This window comes from Citrobacter sp. wls716, assembly GCF_005280975.1.
GTDB lineage: Bacteria > Pseudomonadota > Gammaproteobacteria > Enterobacterales > Enterobacteriaceae > Citrobacter > Citrobacter youngae.
Window position 1 is genome coordinate 92,981 of the sequence record NZ_SZWX01000055.1, and the last position, 24,071, is coordinate 117,051.

A 24,071-nucleotide genomic window follows, 5' to 3' on the forward strand; every position below is an offset into this window, starting at 1 on the left:
GACAGTATCCTGTTGCTGAAACCTGAATATCATATTTGTGTTTCAACGACTCGGGGTGCCCTTCCGCGTGAAGGCTGAGAAATACCCGTACCACCTGATCTGGATAATGCCAGCGTAGGGAAGTCTGACACTGCTCGTGTCCCTTCTTTCACGCGGGCAGGAGCTGAACCATGCAGCCTGACCTGCACAGCCGCGCACTTGCGGCCCACACCTTACACCAATTTAGAACGCTTTCCCCCCTCACTCACTGTATGACCAACGAGGTTGTGCAAAGCTTCACTGCCAATACGTTACTGGCACTTGGCGCATCGCCCGCGATGGTGATCGAACCTGAGGAAGCCAGCCAGTTTGCTGCTATTGCCCAGGCGCTGCTCATTAATGTTGGGACACTGACTCAGGCGCGGGCAACGGCAATGCGTGCCGCCGTTGAACAGGCGCAGCAGGCGAAAACCCCCTGGACGCTCGATCCCGTTGCCGTGGGCGCACTGGCGTTTCGTCGTCGCTTCTGTCTGGATTTACTGGCGCTACAGCCAGCGGCTATTCGCGGTAATGCCTCAGAAATCCTTGCGCTGGCGGGGATGAACGGAGTGGGGCGCGGTGTAGACACGACGGATACGCCAGCGGTAGCCCTTCCGGCAGCACAAACACTGGCACGCCAGGTTGGAACCATTGTCGTGGTGACCGGCGAAGTTGACTATGTTACCGATGGTCAGCGTACCGTCTGCGTGAACGGCGGTGACCCGTTGATGACGCGCGTAGTGGGCACCGGCTGTGCATTGTCAGCGGTAGTCGCAGCCAGTTGCGCCCTGGAGGGCGACCGGTTGAACAATGTTGCTTCAGCCTGTAGCTGGATGAAGCAAGCCGGACAACGCGCCACTGAACAATCGACGGGACCGGGAAGTTTTGTTCCGGCATTTCTCGACGCTCTCTATAACCTGAACGCCCAGGAGCAAGCATGAAACGGATTAACGCATTAACGATCGCCGGAACCGATCCAAGCGGTGGCGCGGGTATCCAGGCCGATTTAAAAACCTTCTCGGCGCTTGGCGCATACGGCTGCTCAGTTATTACCGCGTTGGTGGCACAAAATACGCGCGGGGTGCAGTCGGTGTATCGCATTGAACCTGACTTTGTTGCTGCACAGCTGGACTCGGTGTTCAGCGATGTGCGCATCGATACCACCAAAATCGGCATGCTGGCAGAAACCGATATTGTCGAAGCCGTTGCCGAACGTTTACAGCGTCACCGGGTACAAAACGTCGTACTGGATACGGTAATGTTGGCAAAAAGCGGCGATCCGCTATTGTCTTCCTCTGCGGTTGAAACGCTGCGTACCCGTCTGTTACCGCAAGTGTCGATTATTACCCCTAATCTGCCGGAGGCGGCGGCGTTGCTCGGGGCATCGCATGCCCGAACGGAGCAGGAAATGTTAGAGCAGGGGCGCGCGTTGCGGGCGCTGGGCTGTGAGGCGGTATTAATGAAAGGGGGTCATCTTGATGATGAGCAAAGCCCTGACTGGCTGTTTACCCGCGATGGCGAACAGCGTTTCACCGCGCCAAGGGTGGTGACAAAAAATACGCACGGAACGGGGTGCACGTTGTCAGCAGCGCTGGCGGCACTGCGTCCACGCCATGTTAACTGGGCTGATACGGTACAGGAGGCTAAGTTGTGGCTCTCTGCGGCGCTGGCGCAGGCGGATACGCTGGAAGTGGGCAAGGGGATTGGTCCGGTGCATCATTTCCACGCGTGGTGGTGATGAGCAGAAATGGTATACTGGCTACAGAAACGGCTGCCAGGAAAAAGATAAATGGAACAAGCGCATACCCAGCTTATCGCGCAACTGAATGAACGTATTTCAGCGGCGGACAACACGCCGCTGTATATGAAATTCGCTCAAACGGTTAAGAACGCCGTGCGCAGTGGGATCCTGGAGCATGGCAATATCCTGCCTGGTGAGCGCGACCTCAGCCAGTTGACCGGCGTTTCACGCATTACGGTGCGCAAAGCGATGCAGGCGCTGGAAGAAGAGGGGGTGGTGACGCGTGCGCGTGGCTACGGGACGCAAATCAATAACATCTTCGAGTATTCGCTCAAAGAAGCGCGCGGTTTTTCACAACAGGTAGTGTTACGCGGTAAAAAGCCGGATACGCTGTGGGTGAATAAACGCGTGGTGCCCTGCCCGGAAGAGGTGGCTCAGCAGTTGGCCATTGCTGTCGGCAGTGAGGTCTTCTTGCTCAAGCGAATTCGCTATGTTGATGAAGATGCTGTGTCTATTGAAGAATCATGGGTACCCGCTCATCTTATCCATGACGTGGATGCCATTGGCGTTTCCCTGTACGACTATTTCCGCAGCCAGCATATCTTTCCACAGCGCACACGCTCACGCGTTAGCGCGCGGATGCCGGACGCCGAGTTTCAGTCACATATCCAGATGGACAGCAAAGTGCCGGTGCTGGTGATCAAGCAGGTAGCGCTTGATCAGCAGCAACGGCCTATTGAATACAGTATCAGTTACTGTCGAAGCGACCTATACGTCTTTGTCTGCGAGGAGTAACGCCTCGCGTGAGGGGGCGCAGTCACCACCGCGGTGACCTACCACCCAGGATGCTACCGCATTGCCAAGCAGGACGGCATCGCCCAGCGACCAGCCTGATGCCAGCCCAGCCAGCATGCCGCCGGCGTGGCTGTCACCTGCGCCAATGGTGTCAACGACCGCCGTTGCAAATGCCGGTACGCAGCCAGATGTCTGTGCGCTGAAATACCATGCGCCGTCTTTATCGTGACGCACGACCACCGGTGCGGTGAAACGCTGCACCCATTCTGCGCCAAAACCTTCCACATCCTGACTCAATGCAAATCGCTCGGCAGCAATTTCCGCCTCCTGACGATTAAGTGACACCAGCGGACGGCAGGCCATAATTCGTACCAGTAAGGGCTCGGGAATGTCGCCGATGCGCGGGCCAAAATCGATAAACGGCGTCACCTCTTCCAGACCTTCCAGCCACTGCACCAGCAATTCACCGCACGGGGATGCTAGCTGATAACCCGAGAGATACACCAGGCTATGACGCGGGATATCCAGCTGTGCCAGCCAGGCGGCATTCCACTGATTCTCAACGCCGCTAAAGGACATAAATGTGCGTTCACCGTCTGGCTCTACCAATGCCAGACACCAGCCGTTATCGCCTTCGGCATTATCGATCAGGCTGTGCAATCCTTCTTTCGCCATACGGTTGCGGATAATATCGGCCCACACGCCCTGACCCAGCGGTAACGCATTGCTGGCCTCGATACCTAAACGTTTAAGCGCCACGGCAATATTGAGCGCGCAGCCGCCAACGTTCACGCCTTGCTGTTTGAGTTCGATATCACAGCCTCGCCAGGGAAGGGCATACGCATCGGCAATGACATCAATCACCGCCGCACCCACCACCGTTACTGGCCGCTGTGTACGTAACTGCGAGAGAAGTTGTTGCAGACGCGCGGTGCTCATAGCGCCTCCCGCTGCTCACGCAGGCGCAGTAATCCACTGGCGTAGCGGATAAAGTCCAGCTGATTTACCGCATCAAGCTCATGTTTCAGGGCCGGGTCAATCGCGCCGACGCCGTGCAGCGCGCCACAAATGGCGGTTGCCATCGCCCCGATGGTGTCGGTATCGCCGCCGAGGTTCGCGCACAGAATGGCGCAGCGGTTGGGATCGGTCTGCGCCAGTTCGACCATCGCGATGGCGCAAGGTACGGATTCAATCGTACTGGTTCCAGCCCCCACCACCTGATACAGCTGCTCACTGGCAGACTCAAAGCCGTCGGCATTACGGACGATTTTCAGCGCCAGTTCAAGGCGTGCACAGAGAGACGCGCTGAAGGTGGTGATCCGCTTTTGCTGGGCATGCCGGGCAATGGCGGGCAGTGCGTCGACAATCTCCGACCATTTACCGCCATCAATGGCGCGTGATACCGCCCACGCGACCACAACTGCGCCAGCAATAGCCAGATCCGATTTATGCGTTGGACTGGAAGCTAATGCTACGTCGTCGATAAAGGCATCGAGATCGCGCGCGGGCAGCAGACATCCTAACGGCGACACGCGCATAGCCGCCCCATTGGTGACACCGTTGTTTTCCAGCTTAGCAACGGGCTTACCATCGCGGATGGCATTGAGCGCAATTTTTGAGGTCGGACCCAGCACGTTTTTATTAAAGGCATCAAAGCGCTCTGCCCAGGCCAGAATATTGCGACCAATGACGTCGGGTACAATTTCTCCGTCGCACTCAAGCAGGGCATCTGCCAGACACAGCGCCATGGAGGTGTCATCAGTGAACTCCGCCTGGCTGAAATAGCAGGCGGCATTATTCTCCGCCGGACCGGGCAAAAAACGGTCGATCCAACCGAAGTGAGCTTTTACCCGGGTTCGTGGCCACAGTTCCGACGGCATACCCATCGCATCCCCTAACGCCTGCCCATAAAGAGCACCGAGAATACGTTCTGCTTTCATTTAATTTCCCCTTGTTGCAATACGATATCGCGGTCGTCCACCTTAATGGCGGTGATTTCTTTGTCTGACTCGCGAAAGAAAATCATAAACAGCACGGCGATAACGGCGATCATGATCGCGCCAAATCCCCACATGCCAGCCCAGTTAAAGGTGAGGCCATTCACCGGCTCTTTATAAGCAAACATTTTTTCCATCATCACCCCACCCAGGCGGTAGCCGAGCAGGCTGCCGAATCCCTGACAGCAGAGAGTGATTAACCCCTGCGCAGCGGTACGCATGTGCACTGGCGCTTTTTTATCGACATAGATGTAGGCCGTAACGTAGTAGAAGTCGTAGCTCACGCCATGTAGCAGAATGCCGAGAAATAGCAGGGCGTAGGTGAAATATTCTTCCGCGCCGCCGTAAACAAAAAATCCGTAGCGGATCGCGGCAGTGATAAGACCAAGCAACAGTACCTTTTTAATGCCAAAGCGTTTGGTGAAGAACGGCAGTGCCAGCATGAAGAAAATTTCAGAGAACTGGCCCAGCGTCATCCAGCCGGTCGCATTTTTCATCCCAACTTCTGTCAGGTAGCCGTTGGCGAAGATGTAGTAAAACGCCAGCGGCATGGCAAACAGAAAAGAGCAGAAGAAAAAGACCAGGAAGTTCTTATCACGCAGCAGGATCAGCGCATCCAGACCCAGCATGACTTTGAAATCCATCTTGCCAGTACTTTTCGGTGGCGTATCCGGTAAAAAGAAAGCGAAGATACCCAGTAACGCGGAACTCGCGGCCGTAATGAGCAGCGGAATGTTGGTCGGTGAAATGTCGTTATAGCCGAGCATTTGCGGTAAGAACCCGCAAGCCAGGCCGGAAGCAATCCAGCCGATCGTGCCCATTACGCGAATGCGCGGAAAATCACGTTCTACATCCGGGACGTTGGCGAAGGCGATACTGTTGGTTAGTGCAATCGTCGGCATATAGGTGAGTGAATACGCCAGCAATAGCGGAAAGAATCCGCCGAACGTCGTCTGCTGCGCTGCAAAATACATCAAAATCGCGCCGACAAACATCAGCACTGCCAGTACTTTTTGCGCAGAGAAAAAGCGGTCAGTGATCGAACCGACGAAGATCGGGGAGAGGATCGCGGCAATGGCGGTACAGGCATAAGACCAGCCAATTTCACCAGCAGTAAAGCCGCTTTTACTCAGCCAGAGCCAAAGCGGCACAAACCAGGCGCCCCAGATAAACCACTCCACAAACATCATGAACGACAGCTTAACTGTAGTTTTCATCTTTAAATCCTTCATGACAGGTAAGGTACGTCTGGATAGTACCACTCAACAATACCTTTTAAATACCTTTATGGTCTAAATTTGACCGCTGTATCATTTTTTGATGCCTGAATCGAGCCAGCGGAAATCGCTGAAAAGTGCGCTAAAGATGGAAAAAATGCGCAGTCAGTACCAGACTTATTGCTGCCCGCCATCAGGCGGGTCAGGACAATCCACTTCCGAGATCAAATCGGAACTTACGGGAGCATAGCTATGACTGATATTGCGCAGTTGCTTGGCAAAGATGCCGACAACCTTTTACAGCATCGTTGTATGACCATTCCTTCTGACCAACTTTACCTGCCAGGACATGATTACGTCGACCGCGTGATGGTTGACAATAACCGTCCCCCCGCCGTGCTGCGTAATATGCAGACGCTGTACAACACCGGACGGCTCGCCGGGACCGGTTATTTGTCGATTCTGCCTGTAGACCAGGGTGTGGAACATTCTGCTGGGGCATCGTTTGCCGCAAACCCGCTGTATTTTGATCCGAAAAATATTGTTGAGCTGGCGATTGAAGCGGGCTGCAACTGCGTCGCGTCAACCTATGGCGTGCTGGCGTCTGTTTCCCGCCGTTATGCGCATCGCATTCCATTCCTGGTGAAAATTAACCATAACGAAACGCTTAGCTACCCGAATACCTTTGACCAGACGCTGTATGCCAGCGTGGAGCAAGCGTTCAATATGGGCGCGGTCGCGGTGGGGGCAACCATTTATTTTGGTTCAGAGGAGTCGCGCCGCCAGATTGAAGAGATCTCTGCAGCCTTTGAGCGCGCCCATGAGCTGGGCATGGTGACGGTACTGTGGGCCTATTTGCGCAACTCTGCGTTTAAGAAAGACGGTGTGGATTATCATGTTTCGGCTGATTTGACCGGGCAGGCAAACCATCTGGCGGCAACTATCGGCGCGGATATCGTTAAACAGAAAATGGCGGAGAATAACGGCGGGTATAAAGCGGTTAACTTCGGCTATACCGACGATCGTGTCTATAGCAAGCTGACCAGTGATAACCCGATTGACCTGGTGCGTTATCAACTGGCGAACTGCTATATGGGACGCGCCGGACTCATTAACTCCGGTGGTGCGGCCGGCGGAGAAACCGATCTCAGCGATGCGGTACGTACCGCGGTGATTAACAAGCGTGCCGGTGGCATGGGGTTAATTCTTGGACGTAAAGCGTTCAAGAAAACCATGGCTGACGGCGTGAAGCTGATTAATGCCGTCCAGGATGTTTATCTGGATAACAAAGTCACGATTGCCTGATGTCAGTAGAGTGCCGTCGGATTAGCGCAATAATGGGCAACCCGGCGGTAGCCTGCAGCGCAGGGCTGCAGGCAGGATTTCAACATGAAACTCTTGCCCGCTGAGCGGTTCACCATCCAGATTGAAGGTAATTTCATGTGGCGCACGGATATCAAACCATGATGATGTGCCATCAATGATATTCGGATTGTCTTCGGACTGAGTTATCGCCGATAGCAGTGCCGGAATCAGCTCCTCACCGGTAAAGATTCGCAGTTGCAGCAGGCCGTCATTAATGAGCGCTGTCGGGCAAAGTTGCTGTCCACCACCGGCCTGACGCCCATTGCCAATACCAATCACCAGCGCGTCCCCCTGCCAGTGAAAGTTTTCGCCGCGAATTTCGCAACTGTCTGGCTTCAGCGTATCCATGCGCATTAACCCGTGAATAAAGTACGACACACCGCCAAGGGCGGCTTTGAGTTTCTCCGGTGTTTCGGTGGTGATCCGAGTACCGAACCCTCCGGTCGCCATATTGATAAAGCAGGTTTTATCGTTGACCTGCGCCATATCAATCTCTACCGAATTCCCGGCAATGGCCAGCTTTAATGCCTTGTCCAGCGCTTCAGGAATGCCAACGCTGGTAGCAAAATCATTTGCCGTTCCCAATGGCAAAATCCCGAGCGCCGGAACATTCTCCCCCTGACAGTGGATCAGCGCAGTGGATACTTCGTTGATGGTACCGTCACCACCGCCGGCAATCACCGTTGCTACGCCCAACCGGAGCGCTTCATCAACGTAACGTTGTGCATCGCCTTTTTCCCAGGTCACGCGAACATGGATTTCGACACTCTCATTGCGCAGTTGAGCAATAGCGTCACGCAGGGGAAGGTTATCAGCACTTTTTCCATTCAGGATCAGTAAGCTGGCCGGGAATGCTATCATCCTGTTGCCTCACTTTTATCGTTTTAACTAGTGTATGTCAGGAATGCATATATGGCGTAGGAACTGACTGAAAGCGAAGATCCATCGACGGGTTCTGAGGGCGGTTGATAGTCTGTATGGGACAGAGGCGAAAAAAAGCCCGTACTCCGGTCCGGGCTTCTCATCCCCGCCAGACTGTGCAACATGCGAAAAAAAAGCCCGTACATGCGTACGAGCTCTTTCTCGAATATGGCGGTGAGGCGGGGATTCGAACCCCGGATACGTTGCCGTATACACACTTTCCAGGCGTGCTCCTTCAGCCACTCGGACACCTCACCATATTGTTGTTCCTGTACTGCTGGAACGGGCGCTAATGTAGGGGAAATACCGCCCCGGCGTCAATCTACTTTTTCAAAAAAACGTGCATTTACACAAACTTCAAGCAACATGGGGCTTAAATGAGCGGGAATTGTTTTTTTTGCCAGCACTCTGAAATTTGCTAATCTGATGTTCCCTCGGAAAATGATGATAATAAGTGCGAGAATGTTCCGCATAACAATGTTCAGGAGACAATATGGAAATAATTTTCTATCACCCTACATTTGATACGGCCTGGTGGGTAAAGGCGCTGACGAAAGCCATCCCTGGCGCTAACGTTCGCGAGTGGAAAGCGGGTGATAATGCCCATGCCGACTATGCGCTGGTCTGGCATCCTCCGGTTGAAATGCTGGCAGGGCGAAAGTTAAAAGCTGTCTTTGCATTGGGAGCCGGAGTGGATTCCATCCTCAGTAAGCTTAAAGCACACCCGGAGATGCTGGATACCTCGATTCCACTTTTCCGTCTGGAAGATACCGGTATGGGTCTGCAAATGCAGGAGTATGCGGTGAGTCAGGTGTTGCACTGGTTCCGCCGCTTTGATGACTATCAGGCATTAAAATCCCAGGCAAAGTGGCAGCCGTTGCAAGAGTACACCCGTGATGAATTTACCATCGGCATCATGGGAGCTGGTGTATTAGGGGCTAAAGTGGCAGAGAGCCTGCAGGCATGGGGGTTCCCACTGCGCTGTTGGAGCCGTACCCGTAAATCCTGGCCTGGTGTGGAAAGTTTTGCGGGCACCGAAGAATTGAGTGCATTTTTAAGCCAGACGCGTGTGCTGGTTAATCTTCTGCCCAATACGGCAGAAACGGTAGGCATTATTAATGCCGGACTGTTGAATCAATTACAGGATGGAGCCTATGTGCTGAACCTGGCGCGTGGTGTTCATCTCAATGAAGACGATCTTCTGGCATCGTTGGATAGCGGAAAACTGAAAGGTGCGATGCTGGATGTCTATAGCCGAGAACCGCTACCGGAAGACAACCCATTGTGGAAACACCCACGTGTGGCGATGACGCCGCACATTGCTGCGGTAACGCGCCCAGCGGAAGCGGTGGATTATATTTCTCGTACAATCCTGAGCCTGGAAAGTGGAAAAGCGGTTACCGGTCAGGTTGATCGCGTTCGGGGTTACTGATATCAATGTCAACCCGGCCAGCGCCGGGTTTCGACTAAATACAACCCGAATTATTTAGGGTATTAATGGCGGCGATACCTGCTATCCTTGACGGAAAACGACTACAGGAGAGAGTTATGTATCCCGTTGACCTGCATATGCATACCGTTGCCAGCACCCATGCCTACAGCACCTTAAGTGATTACATCGCTGAAGCTCATCGCAAAGGCATCAAGCTGTTTGCCATTACCGATCATGGACCGGACATGGCGGATGCGCCTCATCACTGGCACTTTATTAACATGCGTATTTGGCCGCGTGTTGTAGATGGCGTAGGGATCCTGCGCGGCATTGAGGCGAATATTAAGAATATTGAAGGTGAAATTGACTGCTCAGGGCCGATGTTTGACTCACTCGATCTGATTATTGCGGGCTTCCATGAGCCGGTTTTTGCACCTCACGATAAAGACACGAATACCCAGGCGATGATCGCCACGATGGCGAGCGGCAATGTGCATATTATCAGCCATCCAGGAAATCCCAAATATCCCGTCGATATCACTGCAATTGCACAGGCGGCGGCAAAATATCAGGTTGCGCTGGAAATCAATAATTCCTCGTTTTTGCATTCGCGTAAGGGCAGTGAAGATAACTGTCGCGCTGTGGCTGCGGCAGTACGTGATGCAGGTGGCTGGGTGGCCCTGGGTTCAGATTCTCATACCGCATTCACGTTGGGAGAGTTCGGTGAATGCCGTAAGATTCTGGATGATGTGGGCTTCCCGGAAGACCGAATTCTGAACGTTTCACCAAAACGCTTGCTGTCGTTTCTGGAATCGCGGGGCATGGAGCCTATCGCGGAATTTGCTGAACTTTAATTGTTACTAACTGGAATATATCAATGAACGAGTTTTCTATCCTGTGCCGTGTACTGGGCTCGCTGTTTTACCGCCAACCGCAGGACCCTTTACTGGTTCCCCTGTTTACCTTGATTAGCGAAGGTAAACTGTCTGCTAACTGGCCACTGGAACAGGATGAGCTGTTGGCCCGTTTGCAGAAAAGCTGTGATATGCCCCAGCTTGCTGCAGATTACAACGCGCTGTTTGTCGGGAAAGAGTGTTCAGTGCCGCCTTATCGTAGCGCCTGGGTAGAAGGGGCGAAGGAAGCGGATGTTCGTGCATTCCTGTCTGCGCGTGGAATGCCGCTGGCGGATACACCTGCCGATCATATTGGTACCTTGTTGCTGGCGGCATCCTGGCTTGAAGACCAGTCCGCAGAAGATGAGAGTGAAGCACTGGAAACCTTGTTTGTTGACTACCTGCTTCCCTGGTGCGACACGTTCCTTGGTAAAGTTGAGGCGCATGCGAATACCGCTTTCTGGCGAACTATGGCGCCACTGACGCGCGATGCAATTAGTGCAATGTGGGATGAATTACAGGAAGATACAGACGAATAAATGTGATTTAAGTCACTATATACTGCAACGTAATTCATCATCTTGCATGAATTGTGTGCACGATCTCATTACCATGCCGTTTTTCTGCTAAGATGCGCGGCATGAACATACTTCTCTCTATTGCAATCACAACGGGCATTCTCTCCGGACTCTGGGGATGGGTGGCCGTTTCTCTTGGTTTACTCAGTTGGGCTGGCTTCCTGGGCTGTACAGCCTATTTTGCCTGCCCACAAGGTGGACTGAAAGGGCTGTGGATCTCGGCGTGTACGCTGCTAAGCGGTGTGGTGTGGGCGTTGGTGATTATTAATGGTAGTGCACTTGCTCCACATATGGACATCCTTGGCTATGTCATGACGGGAATTGTCGCATTTATGATGTGTATCCAGGCAAAGCAATGGCTGCTTTCATTTGTGCCAGGCACGTTTATTGGCGCATGCGCAACGTTTGCAGGGCAAGGGGATTGGCAACTGGTTGTGCCGTCTCTGGCGCTAGGTCTGGTATTCGGCTATGCGATGAAAAACAGCGGATTGTGGCTGGCATCACGTCGCGAAAACCCGGCTTCATCCACGCTGACCAGTAAATAAAAAAAGCGTGAGGGCTTCCTCACGCTTTTTATTCTCTCTTTAGTATCAGGACTCTGGAGGTACCGACATATGGCGGTATTTGACCAGAATGTCGTTATCAACTTGTTTCTTATCCTGCAAATCCCACAAGCCGCGATCGATACCGTCATTTATCAGGAAGATAACGCCAGTTTCAATGGCTGACATCAGGCAAAGCATGACCGGTTCGTTAGAGGTATAACCAATTTCCCCTTCCAGAAGCCGTTGGTAGTCAATGAAACGGAATACCCCTGCCTGCACTTCATAAGACAGGATGGTTTTACTGGTATTGACCGAAGAAAGGATCTCACCGGTACTGACGTTAACTACGCGCAGGTTTACCGCTATCTGGTCGAGTTGATATTGCGTATCGGCACCAATACCGAAATAACGCGCGCCGACACCACCTGATTTAACGTTGCTTTCATAGCCGATGATTGAACCTTCCACCATCACGTTAGCTGCGGTTAATGATTGCAGCGGAATTCGGTTGTTAATGGCAACCGTGCCGTTTTCCTGTGCCGCACGGATGATTTTTCGTTCGTTCAGTAAGTTCTGTAATCCCTGACGCTCCAGCGGGACGAACCAACGCGAATCTTTCAGTGCGGTAACCAGCATTGCCGTGGCACTTTGCGGTACGGCAGTGGAGAAGTTACTTGCCGGATAAGGTTTAAACTGACCAGTTTCATCCTGGATATTGTAAACCGATACAAAGATTTTACCCGTAGGCATCGGGAGATGCGTCAAGTCTTTGTAACTTTGGGCGCGAGGCATTAATGTCGGTTTAGCGGCTTCTTGCGGTGGGGACGTTAAGCATCCGCTGAGTAAAAATACTGCAACCATTATAAGTAAGCGCTGCATGATTTTTTCCTTTCGTGGCTATGGCTTAGAAATCGGTTGACTGTGTTTGTAAACCCGACACTTCGATCGTTGATGTTTTTCCCGATTTCCTGTCGGTAACATTCAATTGCAGCTGCCCGTCCCGGTTAGCGATATCAATGATAAAATCATTGGTCACCATTCTTCCCGGCTTACCGGTATTAATGTTGGTGAGCAGGCCGCCGAGAATTTGTGACTGAATCGCCTGAGTAAAGTTATCCAGCGCTGACGGTGTTTCAATTCCGTAATCGCTATAGCTCGGATCTTTATAGGAGTTCTGCGCCTGAGCGCTGTTCAACAAAAAAGCGCCGTTATTCGGGTTGCCACCAAAGTTTGGATTTCGGAACTGGAACGTCATGTTTCCGGCCCAACTTAATGGTGAAATTAGCATGAGCAAAACCACTGCATGTTTGACACGCATGAAAGCCTCCGGACAAAATCATGTTTTAGAATTCATCGCGCGCTAAATCGCTCGTGCTTAATAGTGTTTGATCTATTTGCCGGCGATTTAATGCTTCCTCAGTTTGTGCCAATGCGAAGACGACAATTTTGTCGAAGTCTCTTTTCGTGGGGAATAAAAAAGTCTGGAAGATAACGTCCTGATTGACCGTTATGGTGATCCAACTTCCCCAACGCGCACTGGGTCTTTCATTGATAGTTAAATTTCCTGTGTACTCACTTTCCCACTTGTCACTAAATGCACGATAAAAATCATGCCCGATTGAAGAGACAGTGTGGTCAGTTAACAGTCCGGGAACCTCCACTTCTACGCTTGTAGCCGCGTGCAAATTCCCGGCAGCAAAGAATAAATTTGCTGCCACAATCCAGGTCAAATAGCGTTTCATGGCTTTATCGCCTGAGGTTATCATTGGCCCATGAGACCGCCTGCGTACGATTTTTGACAGCTATCTTTTTGAAAAGATTATAAAGATGTGTTTTTACCGTATTTTCACTGATAAATAGTGAGCGAGCGATTTCAATATTTGAGGCGCCGATACGCAATTTATTAAGTATCTCTTTTTCACGGTGTGTCAGCAGCGCTGATTCCGTGCTGTTATAACGATAATTTCCAGAATGCGTGATCAGATAACTGGCAAGCTTTTGCGTGAAGTAACATTCACCGCGTAAGACGCCCTGCAAGCCGCTAACAACACGCTGTTCGTCTTCAGTTGCGTAAAACACGCCATTGATATGTGGCCAGTTTTCGATATCCCGATAAGGGTAGTCATCAGGGGTATTCAACAATAACGTCTTTATATTGTTGTTTTTTCTGCTCAAATTATCTTGCCAGTAATGGATCAGTTTTTTATCTGCCTCCATCATATCCAGTAAAACAATGCAGCTGGAGGAAATATCATCCAGAGAACGTTGAATATTATGTAGTTTTCCGGTTAGCGCCAGTGATTGTTTTAAATGTTGTAATAATGCAGTTGCCTGCAAAGAAGGTTTCGTGATCAACAATAATGTATGACCATGAATGCTATGGACTTCATTAAACATGATGAAACTCCACTTTTTAGTCGCACACCTGACAGCTGTCTCTACTAAAATAGAGGCACCAGAAGTACTGACAGATGTTGCACTGCTGTGTAGAAATAAAATATCGACCCAAAGGGGTGAAAATATTAAAACAAATGGACTTCAACTGATTTCAATCTAGCTATTACAAATCTTAAAGCAAGTGTTAAACATGTAACAGGATGTAAAATTATATATTAAAATGTGATTTTTAGGTTTTATTGGAGTTTAGATTTGATAGGAAAGTTGTACATTTTACCGTTACTGCATAGATTTAAAAAATCATACAAATTATAATAATTTATTGATTTATAAGGTTTTAATTAATGATTAGCGAGTTTTAGATTTCTAATGAATTCTAAATTCTTTGTCCCACTTTACGTTGGACAATTTTAAGAGGAAAAAACTGACCTTTGTCACGACTTGCATCGATGACTATCGCGACACGGTGCTGCGAAGCCCTGAAATCGCGGAAAATGCACTTTTTCAGTGACTGCATAGAAATTCATTTCTGATTGAGAAATAAAAATAAAACCTATACCTGTAGCGGTGTTATTCACTGTTAATTAGTACTTTGGGGTGAATCTGGATATCAAAATACCACTCGCGGGTGAGTTATTTAAAATGTTTCAACGGACATACTCTTCATCGTAACGTGGCGTTAACAAATGTAAGTCATGTTAACAACAATTTGAGTGGTAATTAATTTAACTTCATGTACGACCAGGTCCAGGGTGACAGCATGAAAAACAAGTTGTTATTTATGATGTTTACAATACTGGGTGTGCCTGGGATTGCATCCGCAACCAGTTATGATTTAGCTAATTCAGAATATAACTTTGCGGTAAATGAATTAAGTAAGTCTTCATTTAATCAGGCAGCCATTATTGGTCAGGTTGGCACTGCTAACAGTGCAAATACTCGCCAGGAGGGCAGCAAGTTATTGTCGGTCATTTCGCAAGAAGGTTCAGGTAACCGGGCGAGAACAGATCAGACAGGATCATATAATTTTGCATATATTGATCAAACGGGAAGCTCCAATGATGCGAGTATTAAACAAAGTTCTTACGGTAATACAGCGATGATTATCCAGAAAGGTTCTGGTAATAAAGCAAATATTACCCAGTACGGTACACAAAAAACAGCAGTTGTGGTGCAGAGACAGTCGCAAATGGCAATTCGCGTTACTCAACGCTAATCCGTAAACGACGTTTAAATCAATCCGATGGGGGTTTACCATGAAACTTTTAAAAGTGGCAGCATTCGCAGCAATCGTAGTTTCTGGCAGTGCTCTGGCTGGTGTTGTTCCGCAATGGGGCGGCAATCATCATGGTGGCGGTAGTAATTATGGCCCGGACTCTTCATTGAGTATTTACCAATATGGGTCAAGTAACGTTGCGAATGCGCTGCAAAGTGATGCACGTAAATCAGACGTGACCATCACACAACACGGACATGGTAACGGCGCTACCGTCGGGCAAGGTGCTGATGACAGTACCATTAGCCTGAAACAGACTGGCTTCCAGAACAGCGCTGATATCAATCAGTGGAATGCAAAAAATGCTGACATCAGTGTAACTCAGTTCGGTGGTCGTAACGGTGCGGTGGTTAATCAGACTGCATCTGACTCGAATGTTCTGATTCAGCAGGTTGGTTATGGCAACAATGCGACAGCTAACCAGCACTAATTCAGTTTTATAACTGATAATAAACAGGGCGAAAGCCCTGTTTTTTTTCGGGAGCATATTATGCATACGCTATTACTCATTGCCGCGCTTTCAAATCAAATAACCTTTAATACAACCCAGCAAGGTGAGATGTATACCATTATTCCGCAGGTGACATTATCGCAACCCTGCGTGTGCGAGGTACAAGTTCTTGCCATACGTAAAGGGTCGGGGGGGCAAAGCCAAACGCAACAGAAAACAAGCCTGTCGATCCCTGCTAATCGGCCGATTGAATTAACAAAACTGAGCTTTAATATTTCACCTGAAGATACGGTCAACATTGTCGTTACCGTTTCGGATGGGCAGTCATTGCATCTGTCCCAGCAGTGGCCTGATTCAAGCAATCGCTCATGATTTTTTGCTGTATTTGCTTTAAAGGTGTGGCTGGGAAAGCGGTGCTGTTCTATGAATATAGAGACGTGAAAACGTTTTTATTTGGTCGTTAATCGCAGCGGTGAAGGATCACTTCGATCCCTCAAGGATGGTTTATCATTGAGGAACCCTTATGAGCACCTTATTAAAACGTATTTTAAGTACCAGTTTATGTGTTACTTCTTTTTTTATCTTCCCCGCAACGGCGCAGCAAATCACACCTGGCGGGATTATCCATTTTCGTGGCGCAATAGTTGAATCGCCTTGTGATGTGAGCTCGCAACAACAGCAGATTGAAGTGTCATGTATACGTGATGGCAAGTTACGGAGTAGTCGCTATAACACACAACAGATAACGATGGCCCCTGAAAGCCTCCAGCAAATTGCCAGTATGAGAATGCAGTACCTTAATGAACAGAAAAATCTGGCAATTCTTAATATTGAATATAAATGAATCGTTCTGGCGTAGATATGCACCTGTATAGTTAAAAAGTGAGATTTCATAGAAAACCCTGCTGTACACTTAACGGAGAGTGTTTTGTCAGGGGGAACTTATGCAATCGCGTGTTCATGTTTTACAGGGCGACATTACGACAATCGCCGTTGATGTGATTGTCAATGCGGCCAGCTCCTCGTTGCTGGGCGGCGGTGGCGTTGATGGAGCGATTCATCGCGTCGCTGGACCTGCACTGTTGGAGGCCTGCAAACAGGTATTACAGCAACAGGGCGAATGCCCAACCGGCCATGCGGTTATCACCCTGGCGGGCAATCTTCCCGCTAAAGCGGTGATCCACACTGTTGGGCCCGTCTGGCAGGGCGGCGATCATCATGAAGCAGAACGCCTTGAAGAGGCCTATCGCAATTCATTACAACTGGCACTGGCCAATGGCTATCAATCTATTGCGTTCCCGGCTATCAGCACCGGAGCCTACGGATATCCACGTGCAGCGGCGGCGGAGATTGCGGTGAATACGGTGCAAAAATTTATCACCCGCCGTGCGCTACCTGATCAAATCTACTTCGTGTGTTTTGATGAGGAAAATGCCAGGTTATACAAGAGATTACTCACCCAACAAGGCGATGATAACACGGCCTGATATGACGCGACTTGAGCGTGCCATTACCCCATTGTGCGCAAGCCATCCGGACCAGTGCGGCATTCTGGCACTGGATGACAGTCTGGATGCTTTCGCAGCCCGTTATCGGCTGACAGAAATGGCGGAACGAACGCTGGATGTGCAGTATTACATCTGGGAGAACGACATGTCCGGGCTGCTGCTGTTTTCTGTTCTGCTGGCCGCGGCGAAACGCGGGGTACGGGTTCGTTTGCTGTTGGATGATAACAACACTCCGGGCCTTGATGACACGCTGCGTCTGTTGGATAACCATCCAAATATTGAAGTCCGCCTGTTTAATCCCTTTTCATTTCGCATCCTTCGCGCATTGGGGTATTTAACCGATTTCGCCCGGCTCAATCGCCGCATGCACAATAAAAGTTATACCGCGGACGGTGTAGTGACGCTGGTCGGCGGGCGTAATATCGGAGATGCCTATTTCGGTGCGGGTGAAGAACCGTTGTTTTCCGATCTTGACGTGATGGCCATCGGTCCAGTGGTGAAAGAGGTCGCGGATGATTTTGAGCGATACTGGCAATGTCAGTCAGTTTCAACGTTACAAAGAGTCCTGGAGTTGTCTGAACCAGAAACGACTCAACGCATTGAACTGCCTGAATCCTGGTATAACGACGATATTACCCGACGCTATTTGCACAAACTGGAGACCAGCCAGTTTATGACGCATCTTGACCAGGGTTCACTGTCGCTGATTTGGGCCAAAACGCGCCTGCTCAGTGACGATCCGGCAAAAGGAGAGGGGAAAGCGCCGCGTCACTCGCTATTACCGCAGCGTTTGTTTGACGTCATGGGCTCACCCACTGAGCGTATTGATATTATTTCCGCTTACTTTGTGCCGACACGTGCCGGAGTCGCACAACTCCTGCGCCTGGTCCGAAAAGGGGTAAAGATTGCTATTTTAACTAACTCGCTGGCCGCGAATGATGTGGCAATTGTGCATGCAGGATATGCGCGCTGGCGGAAAAAATTGCTGCGCTATGGTGTAGAACTGTATGAGCTAAAACCAACCCGCGATCGCGGTACGGTGGTACACGATCGCGGGTTGACCGGCAATTCAGGCTCTAGTCTGCATGCGAAAACCTTCAGCATTGATGGCCGCAAAGTCTTCATCGGCTCGCTTAATTTTGATCCGCGCTCAACGTTGCTCAATACGGAAATGGGATTTGTGATTGAGAGTGAAGTGCTGGCGTCATTGATTCATAAACGCTTTATGCAAAGCCAGCGTGATGTGGCCTGGCAATTGCGCCTGGACCGCTGGGGCCGGATAAACTGGGTAGATTGTCCTGGCGGCAGTGAGCGGGTAGTGAAAAAAGAACCCGCCACAGGATTCTGGAAGCGGGTTCTGGTGAGGCTGGCCTCTGTATTACCGATTGAATGGTTGCTCTGAACCATGCAATGACAGGCCTGCTATCCGGCAATGACCTTGCTTTTATCCTGCTTAACGATGGGTTTCCCTGAAAAGAGGAACTTCAGCACCGGTATCCGCAAGTGGATTTCGTACAATATTACCGCAATCCCGACAACAAACAGCAGCCCACAGAGAAAACCCAGCAGGTTTGATGTAATGTGCGGTGTGATATAGGCGCCGAAAAACAGCGTTAACGGATGATGCACCAGATAGATAAACAGTGATGCATTGACAAAATAGGTGACGCGGGCTGACTGGAAATTCAATAAACGGTGGCCGAGCGAGAAAACGACGTTAACCATCCACAGTCCCATCACCATTGTTATCACGTATTCGGTTTCATACATCCAGGCATCGCCGTTTCCATAGCGTTGATTAAGCAGATAAGCCATAAAAGCGCATGCCGCGCCTAACGTGCAGCTGCGCGAGGGCGTTGTGAACAGTGCTTTCAACTGCGGATTGATAAACGCCAGCGCGCCGAGCATAAAGAACGGCACATAGAACAGCGTTTGCATGACGATAAAATTAAACATGCCATCGCTGAGAATAGACGGGTAGACGATAAAAATTGTTCTTCTGACGGCGGCGTATCCGACGCCAAGCAACAAAAAGATCAACGTCAGTTTTGTCATCGATATCGTGGACGTGCTGACGCCATCGGGGCTCGTCAACCGGTGTTTCATTTGGCTAAACACCCACATACTCACGGTTGTTAAAACGACAAGGACGAGTAAAAACCACAGATGGGAAATCAGCTCCCATGCCAGTGCGTTGTATTTATCGTACCCACTGAGAGTATGCCAACTGTCGGCTTTGCCTTTCACATATTGCAGCATGATAAATTGCGGCAGTGTGAGTAGCGGGATGGCGGTCAGCATAGGGATACCCACGCGTTCAACACGCACTTTCCACCACCGCTTTAAGGGATAGCGCAAAAACAGCATGTATGAAAAGTAACCCGAAATAACAAAGAAGACCTGCATGCGAAATGCATGTATGAAATCGTTAAAGAGGGTCAATATCCATGACGGTTCTGCGCTGTTCACATGCCAGGTATGTGTGGAGTAGATCAGCGAGATATGGAAGGGAATCCCCAACAACATCAGCCAGGCACGGATGGAATCCAGAAAATATTCACGTGGTGGAGATACAGAGCTCATAGACAGTTACGTATTCTCAGACTTTTCGTCTTATCCCTAAGACGAATTATGGTTACATTCGAAGGCAACCCTACACGAAGTCCAACAACCTGTCTCCAGGATAAGCACTCAAAGTGAAAACAGGCAGGCGAACCTGCTTAAACCATGAGCCAGCACGCGAACAATACAGGGATTCAGTTGTCGGAATACCCGATTATCCATTAAAATGGATCGGATCAATATAAGCACACAAAGGGGGAAGTGCTTACTAATTATGAAACATAAACTACAAATGATGAAAATGCGTTGGTTGGGTGCAGCAGTAATGTTAACGCTGTATACGTCATCGAGCTGGGCGTTCAGTATTGATGATGTTGCAAAGCAAGCTCAATCCTTAGCCGATAAAGGCTACGAGGCGCCAAAAAGTAACTTGCCCTCCGTTTTCCGCGACATGAAATATGCGGATTATCAGCAGATCCAGTTTAATCGCGACAAAGCATACTGGAGCAATCTTAAGACCCCATTTAAGCTCGAATTCTACCACCAGGGTATGTACTTCGACACGCCGGTCAAGATCAACGAAGTTACCGCAACTGCGGTGAAAAAAATCAAATACAGCCCGGATTATTTTAATTTTGGCGATGTGCAGCACGATAAAGACACGGTAAAAGATCTCGGTTTCGCCGGGTTTAAGGTACTGTATCCGCTCAACAGCAAAGACAAAAACGATGAAATCGTCAGCATGCTCGGCGCCAGCTATTTCCGCGTACTTGGCGCAGGCCAGGTCTATGGTCTGTCTGCGCGCGGTCTCGCGATAGATACCGCACTGCCTTCTGGTGAAGAGTTTCCCCGCTTCCGTGAGTTTTGGATCGAACGTCCAAAACCGACTGACAAACGTTTAACCATTTATGCCCTGCTGGACTCCCCGCGTGCAACCGGGGCGTATCGCTTTGTGATTATTCCAGGCCGTGACACGGTTGTGGATGTTCAGTCCAAAGTCTATCTGCGCGATAAAGTGGGCAAGCTGGGCGTAGCTCCGTTAACCAGTATGTTCCTGTTCGGACCGAACCAGCCATCTCCGACGACAAATTATCGTCCGGAACTGCACGACTCAAACGGATTGTCTATCCATGCTGGTAACGGCGAGTGGATTTGGCGTCCGCTGAATAACCCGAAACATCTCGCGGTGAGCAGCTTTGCGATGGAAAACCCGCAAGGATTCGGCCTGTTGCAACGTGGACGTCAGTTCTCCCGTTTCGAAGATATCGACGACCGTTATGACCTGCGCCCAAGTGCCTGGATCACGCCAAAAGGCGACTGGGGTAAAGGCAAAATTGAATTAGTTGAGATCCCCACTAACGACGAAACAAACGATAACATCGTTGCCTACTGGACACCGGATCAACTGCCGGAAGCAGGTAAAGAGATGAACTTTAAGTACACCCTGACGTTTACGCGCGATGAAGATAAGCTTCATGCGCCAGAAAATGCCTGGGTGCAGCAGACTCGCCGTTCCACAGGGGATGTCAAACAATCTAATCTCATTCGTCAGCCTGACGGCACTATCGCGTTTGTGGTGGATTTCACCGGCACCGAGATGAAGAAGCTGCCGCAGGACACCCCGATTACCGCGCAAACCAGTATTGGCGACAACGGTGAAATCGTGGAAAGCACCGTGCGTTACAACCCGGTTACGAAAGGGTGGCGCTTGATGCTGCGCGTGAAAGTGAAAGATGCGAAGAAAACCACTGAAATGCGTGCTGCGTTGGCCAATGCCGATCAGCCGTTGAGTGAAACCTGGAGCTACCAGTTACCTGCCAATGAATAAGACAACTGAGTATATTGACGCAATGCCGCTTTCGGATATCGAAAAAGCGGCACTGCCGAAAACTGACATCCGTGCCGTTCATCAGGCGCTGGATGCCGAGCACCGTACTTACTCGCGCGAAGATGATTCACCGCAGGGTTCTGTAAAAGCTCGCCTTGAGCAAGCCTGGCCAGACTCTCTGGCCAAAGATCAGTTGATAAAGGATGATGAAGGGCGTGACCAACTGCAGGCAATGCCGAAAGCGACACGTACTTCAATGTTTCCCGATCCCTGGCGTACTAACCCGGTTGGCCGTTTTTGGGATCGCCTGCGCGGGCGCGATGTCACACCGCGTTATCTTTCTCGTTTGACGAAAGAAGAACAAGAAAGTGAGCAGAAATGGCGTACCGTCGGCACGATCCGCCGTTATACGCTGTTGATCTTAACGCTGGCGCAAACGGTCGTAGCGACCTGGTATATGAAGACGATCCTTCCTTATCAGGGATGGGCGTTCATTAATCCAGCAGATATGATGGGGCAGAACCTGTGGGTTTCCTTTATGCAGTTGCTGCCTTATGTGCTGCAGACCGGTATCCTCATTCTGTTTGCCGTGCTTTTTTGTTGGGTATCAGCCGGTTTCTGGACCGCGCTGATGGGCTTCCTGCAGTTGCTGATTGGGCGTGACAAGTACAGTATCTCTGCCTCAACGGTAGGGGATGAGCCGCTGAATCCTGAGCACCGCACTGCGCTAATCATGCCTATCTGTAACGAGGACGTTGACCGCGTATTCGCGGGCTTGCGCGCTACGTGGGAGTCGGTTAAAGCCACGGGGAATGCGGAGCATTTCGATGTTTACATTTTGAGTGACAGCTACAATCCTGATATCTGCGTTGCGGAACAAAAGGCGTGGATGGAGCTGATTGCCGAAGTGCAGGGCGAAGGACAGATTTTCTACCGTCGTCGTCGTCGTCGTGTGAAGCGTAAAAGCGGTAACATTGATGACTTCTGCCGTCGCTGGGGCAACCAGTACAGCTATATGGTGGTGCTGGACGCTGATTCCGTGATGAGCGGAGACTGTCTGACCGGTCTGGTACGCCTGATGGAAGCGAACCCGAATGCCGGGATTATCCAGTCTTCGCCGAAAGCGTCTGGTATGGACACCCTGTACGCGCGCTGCCAGCAGTTTGCTACCCGCGTTTATGGCCCGCTGTTTACCGCCGGACTTCACTTCTGGCAGTTGGGTGAGTCGCACTACTGGGGTCATAACGCGATTATTCGTGTGAAACCGTTCATTGAACACTGTGCGCTTGCACCGCTGCCGGGCGAAGGCTCGTTTGCGGGATCGATCCTCTCCCATGACTTCGTGGAAGCGGCATTGATGCGTCGTGCGGGCTGGGGCGTGTGGATTGCTTACGATCTGCCGGGTTCATATGAAGAGCTGCCACCGAACCTGCTGGATGAGCTCAAGCGTGACCGTCGCTGGTGCCACGGTAACCTGATGAACTTCCGTCTGTTCCTGGTTAAAGGGATGCACCCGGTTCATCGCGCGGTGTTCCTGACCGGTGTGATGTCCTATCTGTCAGCACCGTTGTGGTTCATGTTCCTCGCGTTGTCGACCGCATTACAGGTGGTCCATGCGTTGACGGAACCGCAGTACTTCCTGCAACCACGTCAGCTGTTCCCGGTCTGGCCGCAGTGGCGCCCTGAGCTGGCTATCGCGTTGTTTGCCTCAACGATGGTGCTGTTGTTCCTGCCGAAGCTGCTGAGTATTTTGCTTATCTGGTGCAAAGGCACGAAAGAGTACGGTGGATTTATTCGCGTCACGTTGTCGCTGCTGCTGGAGGTTCTGTTCTCCGTGCTGCTGGCGCCGGTGCGTATGTTGTTCCATACCGTTTTCGTGGTGAGTGCCTTCCTCGGATGGGAAGTGGTGTGGAATTCGCCGCAACGCGATGACGACTCCACTCCGTGGGGCGAGGCGTTTATGCGTCACGGATCTCAGCTGTTGTTGGGCCTGGTGTGGGCAGTAGGGATGGCCTGGCTGGATCTGCGTTTCCTGTTCTGGCTGGCTCCGATTGTCTTTTCACTAATCCTGTCGCCGTTTGTTTCCGTCATTTCCAGTCGTTCAACGGTTGGGTTACGTACCAAACGCTGGAAACTGTTCCTGATCCCGGAAGAGTATTCTCCGCCGAAGGTGCTGGTGGACACGGATAACTATCTGGAGTTGAACCGTAATCGTTCGCTGGATGATGGTTTCATGCACGCTGTGTTTAACCCGTCGTTTAACGCGCTGGCAACGGCAATGGCTACCGCGCGCCATCGTGCGAGTAACGTGCTTGAAATCGCACGTGATCGCCATGTCGAGCAGGCGCTGAATGAAACGCCGGAGAAACTGAATCGCGATCGTCGCCTGGTTCTGTTGAGCGATCCGGTGACCATGGCGCGTTTACATTATCGCGTCTGGAATTCACCAGATAAGTATTCTTCATGGGTTAATTATTATCAGGGGATCTCCCTGAACCCACTGGCACTCAGGAAAAAATAAGCGTGTGAAACGTAAAAATACCGGCC

Annotated in this window: 25 protein-coding genes, 1 tRNA gene and 1 riboswitch; of the genes, 16 read left to right on the forward strand and 10 right to left on the reverse strand. The window is 50.7% G+C overall.

The genetic code is table 11. The features are described 5' to 3' along the window. The first annotated feature begins 41 nt into the window (after nt 1-41). A riboswitch (TPP riboswitch) is annotated at nt 42-138 on the forward strand. Nucleotides 139-170: 32 nt separating this feature from the next. The 3 genes from thiM to FDX24_RS21380 are packed head-to-tail and all read left to right on the forward strand — an operon-like array spanning nt 171 to nt 2,554. Next, nucleotides 171-959 (forward strand): hydroxyethylthiazole kinase, encoded by a 789-nt coding sequence (thiM, locus tag FDX24_RS21370; protein WP_101742044.1) that lies wholly within the window; start codon nt 171-173, stop codon nt 957-959. Beyond that, nucleotides 956-1,756 carry a bifunctional hydroxymethylpyrimidine kinase/phosphomethylpyrimidine kinase gene (gene thiD, locus FDX24_RS21375; RefSeq protein ID WP_137364889.1) on the forward strand — a complete coding sequence of 267 codons (801 nt, stop codon included), beginning with the start codon at nt 956-958 and terminating at the stop codon, nt 1,754-1,756. Before thiM ends, thiD begins: the two co-directional genes overlap by 4 nt. Nucleotides 1,757-1,807: 51 nt before the next feature. Beyond that, nucleotides 1,808-2,554: a GntR family transcriptional regulator gene (locus FDX24_RS21380; protein ID WP_005129153.1), complete on the forward strand. Its 747-nt coding sequence runs from the start codon at nt 1,808-1,810 to the stop codon at nt 2,552-2,554. Here FDX24_RS21380 and FDX24_RS21385 read toward each other — a convergent pair. From FDX24_RS21385 to FDX24_RS21395, 3 genes are read right to left on the reverse strand one after another with little or no spacing between them, the layout of a single operon-like run. Continuing rightward, entirely contained in the window at nt 2,528-3,493 is a 966-nt protein-coding gene (locus FDX24_RS21385) for a PfkB family carbohydrate kinase (protein ID WP_137364890.1), read from the reverse strand. The two genes, FDX24_RS21380 and FDX24_RS21385, sit on opposite strands and share 27 nt — an antisense overlap. Continuing rightward, nucleotides 3,490-4,494: an ADP-ribosylglycohydrolase family protein gene (locus tag FDX24_RS21390; protein ID WP_137364891.1), complete on the reverse strand. Its 1,005-nt coding sequence runs from the start codon at nt 4,492-4,494 to the stop codon at nt 3,490-3,492. The genes FDX24_RS21385 and FDX24_RS21390 overlap by 4 nt, the downstream gene beginning before the upstream one ends. Further along, on the reverse strand, nt 4,491-5,768 hold the full coding sequence (locus FDX24_RS21395; protein ID WP_048211198.1) for a nucleoside permease: 1,278 nt from the start codon (nt 5,766-5,768) through the stop codon (nt 4,491-4,493). Before FDX24_RS21395 ends, FDX24_RS21390 begins: the two co-directional genes overlap by 4 nt. 252 nt (nt 5,769-6,020) lie before the next feature. On the opposite strand from FDX24_RS21395, the gene fbaB reads away from it, so the two are divergent. Further along, nucleotides 6,021-7,073 (forward strand): class I fructose-bisphosphate aldolase, encoded by a 1,053-nt coding sequence (fbaB, locus tag FDX24_RS21400; RefSeq protein ID WP_005129139.1) that lies wholly within the window; start codon nt 6,021-6,023, stop codon nt 7,071-7,073. Nucleotides 7,074-7,094: 21 nt separating this feature from the next. Here fbaB and yegS read toward each other — a convergent pair whose 3' ends face one another. Continuing rightward, nucleotides 7,095-7,994, reverse strand: coding sequence for a lipid kinase YegS (gene yegS, locus FDX24_RS21405; protein ID WP_061068138.1), 900 nt, complete (start codon nt 7,992-7,994; stop codon nt 7,095-7,097). 229 nt (nt 7,995-8,223) lie between these two features. Beyond that, nucleotides 8,224-8,311: transfer RNA gene (locus FDX24_RS21410), tRNA-Ser, on the reverse strand. A gap of 236 nt (nt 8,312-8,547) precedes the next feature. Here FDX24_RS21410 and ghrA point away from each other — a divergent pair. From ghrA to FDX24_RS21430, 4 genes are all read left to right on the forward strand, one after another. Beyond that, nucleotides 8,548-9,486 carry a glyoxylate/hydroxypyruvate reductase GhrA gene (gene ghrA / locus FDX24_RS21415; protein ID WP_048211200.1) on the forward strand — a complete coding sequence of 313 codons (939 nt, stop codon included), beginning with the start codon at nt 8,548-8,550 and terminating at the stop codon, nt 9,484-9,486. 116 nt (nt 9,487-9,602) lie between these two features. Then, nucleotides 9,603-10,340: a phosphatase gene (locus tag FDX24_RS21420; RefSeq protein WP_048211201.1), complete on the forward strand. Its 738-nt coding sequence runs from the start codon at nt 9,603-9,605 to the stop codon at nt 10,338-10,340. Nucleotides 10,341-10,363: 23 nt separating this feature from the next. Further along, nucleotides 10,364-10,918, forward strand: a complete 555-nt coding sequence (locus tag FDX24_RS21425; RefSeq protein WP_005129133.1) for a molecular chaperone — start codon at nt 10,364-10,366, stop codon at nt 10,916-10,918. 101 nt (nt 10,919-11,019) lie between these two features. Next, nucleotides 11,020-11,502 carry a DUF1097 domain-containing protein gene (locus FDX24_RS21430; RefSeq protein WP_048211203.1) on the forward strand — a complete coding sequence of 161 codons (483 nt, stop codon included), beginning with the start codon at nt 11,020-11,022 and terminating at the stop codon, nt 11,500-11,502. Between the two features lie 45 nt (nt 11,503-11,547). On the opposite strand, the gene csgG is transcribed toward FDX24_RS21430, so the two are convergent. From csgG to csgD, 4 genes are read right to left on the reverse strand one after another with little or no spacing between them, the layout of a single operon-like run. Next, nucleotides 11,548-12,381: a curli production assembly/transport protein CsgG gene (csgG, locus tag FDX24_RS21435; protein WP_048211204.1), complete on the reverse strand. Its 834-nt coding sequence runs from the start codon at nt 12,379-12,381 to the stop codon at nt 11,548-11,550. Between the two features lie 25 nt (nt 12,382-12,406). Next, complete coding sequence (gene csgF, locus FDX24_RS21440) at nt 12,407-12,820, reverse strand: curli production assembly/transport protein CsgF (RefSeq protein WP_005129126.1); 414 nt, start codon at nt 12,818-12,820, stop codon at nt 12,407-12,409. Nucleotides 12,821-12,845: 25 nt separating this feature from the next. Continuing rightward, the gene (gene csgE / locus FDX24_RS21445; protein WP_061068136.1) at nt 12,846-13,244 is read right to left on the reverse strand and encodes a curli production assembly/transport protein CsgE; all 399 of its coding nucleotides are present in this window, start codon (nt 13,242-13,244) and stop codon (nt 12,846-12,848) included. Between the two features lie 4 nt (nt 13,245-13,248). Continuing rightward, nucleotides 13,249-13,899 carry a biofilm master transcriptional regulator CsgD gene (csgD, locus tag FDX24_RS21450; RefSeq protein WP_005129125.1) on the reverse strand — a complete coding sequence of 217 codons (651 nt, stop codon included), beginning with the start codon at nt 13,897-13,899 and terminating at the stop codon, nt 13,249-13,251. A gap of 760 nt (nt 13,900-14,659) precedes the next feature. Here csgD and csgB point away from each other — a divergent pair. From csgB to FDX24_RS21480, 6 genes are all read left to right on the forward strand, one after another. Then, nucleotides 14,660-15,115 (forward strand): curli minor subunit CsgB, encoded by a 456-nt coding sequence (csgB, locus tag FDX24_RS21455; protein ID WP_048211206.1) that lies wholly within the window; start codon nt 14,660-14,662, stop codon nt 15,113-15,115. A gap of 40 nt (nt 15,116-15,155) precedes the next feature. Continuing rightward, complete coding sequence (gene csgA / locus FDX24_RS21460) at nt 15,156-15,605, forward strand: curli major subunit CsgA (protein WP_048211207.1); 450 nt, start codon at nt 15,156-15,158, stop codon at nt 15,603-15,605. A 60-nt stretch (nt 15,606-15,665) separates the two neighbouring features. Then, nucleotides 15,666-15,998, forward strand: coding sequence for a curli assembly chaperone CsgC (gene csgC / locus FDX24_RS21465; RefSeq protein ID WP_048211208.1), 333 nt, complete (start codon nt 15,666-15,668; stop codon nt 15,996-15,998). A 151-nt stretch (nt 15,999-16,149) separates the two neighbouring features. Further along, nucleotides 16,150-16,470: a type 1 fimbrial protein gene (locus FDX24_RS21470; protein ID WP_061068135.1), complete on the forward strand. Its 321-nt coding sequence runs from the start codon at nt 16,150-16,152 to the stop codon at nt 16,468-16,470. A gap of 100 nt (nt 16,471-16,570) precedes the next feature. Beyond that, nucleotides 16,571-17,113, forward strand: a complete 543-nt coding sequence (gene ymdB / locus FDX24_RS21475) for an O-acetyl-ADP-ribose deacetylase (protein WP_137364892.1) — start codon at nt 16,571-16,573, stop codon at nt 17,111-17,113. After that, the gene (locus FDX24_RS21480; RefSeq protein ID WP_086523385.1) at nt 17,049-18,536 is read left to right on the forward strand and encodes a phospholipase D family protein; all 1,488 of its coding nucleotides are present in this window, start codon (nt 17,049-17,051) and stop codon (nt 18,534-18,536) included. Before ymdB ends, FDX24_RS21480 begins: the two co-directional genes overlap by 65 nt. Nucleotides 18,537-18,556: 20 nt before the next feature. Here FDX24_RS21480 and mdoC read toward each other — a convergent pair whose 3' ends face one another. Next, complete coding sequence (gene mdoC, locus FDX24_RS21485) at nt 18,557-19,717, reverse strand: glucans biosynthesis protein MdoC (protein WP_101742052.1); 1,161 nt, start codon at nt 19,715-19,717, stop codon at nt 18,557-18,559. A 271-nt stretch (nt 19,718-19,988) separates the two neighbouring features. Between mdoC and mdoG the strand changes: the two genes are divergently transcribed. Together mdoG and mdoH are read left to right on the forward strand one after the other, a co-directional pair. Continuing rightward, nucleotides 19,989-21,524 carry a glucans biosynthesis protein MdoG gene (gene mdoG / locus FDX24_RS21490; protein ID WP_086523802.1) on the forward strand — a complete coding sequence of 512 codons (1,536 nt, stop codon included), beginning with the start codon at nt 19,989-19,991 and terminating at the stop codon, nt 21,522-21,524. Continuing rightward, entirely contained in the window at nt 21,517-24,045 is a 2,529-nt protein-coding gene (gene mdoH, locus FDX24_RS21495) for a glucans biosynthesis glucosyltransferase MdoH (protein WP_040230656.1), read from the forward strand. Before mdoG ends, mdoH begins: the two co-directional genes overlap by 8 nt. The last annotated feature ends 26 nt before the right edge of the window (nt 24,046-24,071 follow it).